The sequence below is a fragment of the Mycobacterium sp. genome (assembly GCF_019243155.1).
Lineage (GTDB): Bacteria > Actinomycetota > Actinomycetes > Mycobacteriales > Mycobacteriaceae > Mycobacterium.
In genome coordinates this window covers 1-3,684 of the sequence record NZ_JAFAUS010000325.1, presented here as the reverse complement: position 1 = coordinate 3,684, position 3,684 = coordinate 1, and the positions used below count along the sequence as shown (strand labels likewise).

General features: G+C 64.8%; 4 protein-coding genes. 2 read left to right on the top strand and 2 right to left on the bottom strand.

Going from position 1 to position 3,684, the window contains the following annotated elements:
* The coding region (locus JOZ00_RS16475) for an aldehyde dehydrogenase family protein (RefSeq protein ID WP_293345395.1) at window positions 1-880 on the top strand (880 nt) is incomplete at its 5' end.
* Between the two features lie 5 nt (window positions 881-885).
* Here JOZ00_RS16475 and JOZ00_RS16470 read toward each other — a convergent pair.
* Window positions 886-2,118, bottom strand: coding sequence for an osmoprotectant NAGGN system M42 family peptidase (locus tag JOZ00_RS16470; protein WP_293345393.1), 1,233 nt, complete (start codon window positions 2,116-2,118; stop codon window positions 886-888).
* Window positions 2,119-2,572: 454 nt separating this feature from the next.
* On the opposite strand from JOZ00_RS16470, the gene JOZ00_RS16465 reads away from it, so the two are divergent.
* The gene (locus JOZ00_RS16465; RefSeq protein WP_293345391.1) at window positions 2,573-3,367 is read left to right on the top strand and encodes a sensor domain-containing protein; all 795 of its coding nucleotides are present in this window, start codon (window positions 2,573-2,575) and stop codon (window positions 3,365-3,367) included.
* Between the two features lie 15 nt (window positions 3,368-3,382).
* On the opposite strand, the gene JOZ00_RS16460 is transcribed toward JOZ00_RS16465, so the two are convergent.
* Window positions 3,383-3,684: HpcH/HpaI aldolase/citrate lyase family protein (locus JOZ00_RS16460; RefSeq protein ID WP_293345389.1), on the bottom strand; the 302-nt coding region annotated here is incomplete at its 5' end.

Below are 3,684 nucleotides of genomic sequence, written 5' to 3'. Positions count from 1 at the left end.
GATGCGCCTGTTGGCCGAGGCCGGGGTTCCCGACGGGGTGGCCAACCTCGTCAACGGTTACGGGCACACCGTTGGCGCGGCGATCACCGCGCACCCCGACGTGGAGAAGGTCGCCTTCACGGGCTCGACCGAGGTCGGCCGCGCGATCGTGCACGCGTCAGCCGACAGCAACCTCAACAAGGTCACTCTGGAACTCGGCGGCAAGTCGCCGGTGCTGATCTTCGACGACGCGAAATTGAAGAAGGCGATCCCGATGTCGGCCTTCGGCACCTTCGTGCACTCGGGGCAGGCCTGTGTCTGCGGTTCGCGCATCCTGGTGCAGCGCGGCGTCTACGACCAGGTGGTCGAGGGCATGGCGATGGTTGCCAACGCCATGAAGATGGGCGGCCCCAAGGAAGAGGGCACCATGAGCGGCCCGCTGATCAGCCAGAAGCAGCTCAACCGCGTGCTGGGTTACCTCGAACAGGGCAGGTCCGACGGCGCGGAGATCGTCACCGGTGGGCACCGACTCGACCGCAAGGGCTACTTCGTCCACCCGACGATCGTCACCAACCTCGACCCCGACAGCAGCCGCCTGTTCCAGGAGGAGATCTTCGGACCGGTCGTCACGATCCTGCCGTTCGACGACGAAGACGAAGCCGTCGCCTTGGCCAACAACAGCACCTACGGCCTGGCAGCGACCGTGTGGACCAAAGACCTCGGGCGCTCGCACCGACTGGCGAAGCGGCTGAAGGCCGGGACGGTCGGACTCAACAATGCCTTCCCGTACGACCACTCCATGCCGTTCGGCGGGTACAAACAATCCGGCTGGGGCCACGAGTCCGGCAAGGCCGGCATCGAGGGCTACCTGCAGACCAAGATCGTCTGGGCGCAGATGTAGCGGCCTCAGGCCTGGGGGCCCTCCGGCGGCCAGTGCGTCCCGGGCGACGCCTCGCCGGGGCTCTCGAAATCGCCACGGGACAGCGGCACCCACCGCTCGCTGGGTGCGGGCTGCTCCGCCGACGGGAAGTCCTCGAGCTTGCCCGATGGCTTGGCGTCCCACTGGGCGAACGTCAACGGTGTCTGCAGCCAGGCGTGCAGGAGGTTGTAGGCCGCTTCCAGCGAATCGATGTGCGTGCGCTCCCAGCCATGGCTGGCGTCGAGCCCGAAGCCGACCAGCGCTGCGCGGGTGTTAGCCCCCGCCTCGATCGCCGCGGCGGCATCGGATCGGTAAAAGCGAAAGATGTCGCGGGCGAACTTGATTCCCTGCTCGTGGGCGAGCCGGCAGAGTTTCCGGGTCAGGTGGTAGTCGAACGGGCCGTGCAGATCGGCCATCGGTATCGTCACGCCGTCCTCGATGGAGTGCTGGCCAGGCGCGCACACCGCGTTGTCCACCGACACCAGTTCGGCGACGTCGGGGGGGATCCCGTGGCTGGCTCCGTGGCCGACCTCCTCGGTGATGGTGACCATGATCGTGGTGCGGTGCGGCAGCACCACTTTGTTCTCCGCGAAGTTCTTGGCCAGGGCGAGCGCGATCGCGACGCCCGCCTTCCCGTCCAGATGGCGGGAGACGATGAAGCCGTCGGCCGTGAGCTCGGGGCTGGTGATCAACGCGACGAAGTCACCGATTTGCAGGCCCAGACGAACCAAATCCTCCCGCGAAGACACCTTGCGGTCGATGCGAACCTCGACGTGCTCCCAGTCCGTCGGTTGGCTATCGATCGCGTCGCCGAATGCGTGACCACTGGCCTTGAGCGGCAAGACGGTGCCGGTGATGAACTCGTCGGGGTCGTCGATGAAGATGCGTACGCGAGCCCCCTCGGCGAACCGGGCCGAGAAGGTGCCGACGGGAACGATTTCGAGGCGGCCGTTGTCCTTCAGATTGCGGACCATGCAGCCGATGGTGTCTGAGTGAACCACTAGTGCCCGGTCGGTGGTCGCGGACTTACCCTTCAGTTCGGCGGTCAGCGCGCCGCGCCGGGTCAGTGTGAACGGCACCCCGAAGTCGTCGAAGATGTCGCCGATCACCTGCATCACCGCGTCCGTGCGTCCCGCCGGACTCGGGGTCTGCAGTAGCGCTAGCAGCGTGTCGATCATCCACGCGCGGTCGGCCTCGGCCATAGCCGCGGTTTGGCGCACGGTATCTCCTCTCGGGTTGTCCGGAATCGCGTTCAACCTATCGTGTGGTCAGCGCTGATCCACTGGCCCGGCTTGCCGGGCGATGGCGTGGGCGTCCGGGCCCAACCCGTCCAGACGTACTGCCGCCGCCAACACGGTAGAACACCTATTATCCGACTGCTCGCCAGGCGCAGTCCAAATTCTGCCGCGCGCAAAGGTGGCGTAATTAGCCAATCACCTACTGGATGCATTGCGGCGAATCCTCTATTGACCTTGGAAACCCTTGATCTGCGAATGATATTCCGGTCGACGACGACACGCTGATGTCAGCTAGGTGTACGTCGACTCCGATTGCCTCACTGCATGATTCGCCCGATCGACGGAAGCGGGCCGGCGACAAATCGGCAATTCGGGCAATCGGCTGACATAGCAGATATGCTCCGTCCGCTCCCCCTGGAGCTGCGAATGCGCTTATTTGCTCTTCGCGCTCGAGGGTTTTAACGCAACCGTGAAGGGTGAAGAACGCATGCGCCAAGTGACAGCCGCAGTCTGTACCGCCGCCATCGGGTTTGCGGTTGCCGGATGTGGCGGTAGCAACGAGAGCAGCACCGCCTCGTCGTCCACAACTCCAGCGCGGCCCCCGGTCGCGCAAGCGGCGCTGTCCGGCTTATTGCTGACGCCGGCGGAGATCGACGGTGTGTTGGGCGTCACCGGTACGCAGAGCAAGGAGAAGACCGACAAGCTACAAGACGACACCGCCAAGCAGCAGTGGCCGGCGGGTTGGAAGTTCCCCGACGACTGCGTGTTCGCCGTCGGTCCTGGCGAGTCACCGGTTTACGCCAACAGTGGCTACACGGCGGTGAGCGGGGATGACGACGCCGCGTCCCTTCCCCCCGGCGCGAACGAACCGGACCCCGAGGTAGCTCAGCTGCTGGTCCTATTTCCGTCCGCAAAAGAGGCGAACGCCTTTTTCACCACCTCTACGCAGAGCTGGCCGGCCTGCGCCAATCGCCAGTTCAAAACTCCTGCCGGGCCGGACAGCCCCGAGATGAACTGGCAGGTGGGGCCGGTCTCCAACTCGAACGGGACTTTGACCACCACCTTGACCATGACAGCAAGCAACAACGGCAACGTGTTGACCATGACCGGCCAGCGTGCGCTGACGGTGCGTAACAACATCGTGGTCGATGTCGGTGTGATCCGTAAGGATCCGCCGGACTTGGGCGTCAAGGTCGCGAATCAGATAGCCGGCAAAGTCGACAAGCAGTAGCGGTTCCCGATCGCGCTAGGAATCGGGTTCCATTTCCGAAATACGCTCTGCCAGGGCGAGTATCCGCTGGGCATCGCGCACGTGCAGACTCTCGATCATGCGGCCGTCGACCGTGATGACACTCTTGCCGGCCGTCTCGGCCTCCTCGTAGGCCGAGACGACCTTGCGGGCGTCGTCCAGTTCTTGCTGCGACGGGCCGAACACCTCGTTGGCGGGGCCGAGCTGGGACGGGTGGATCAAAGTCTTTCCGTCGAAACCCATTTCGCGGCCCTGACGCGCCTCGGCCCGAAAGCCGTCTTCATCGCCGATGGCGTTGA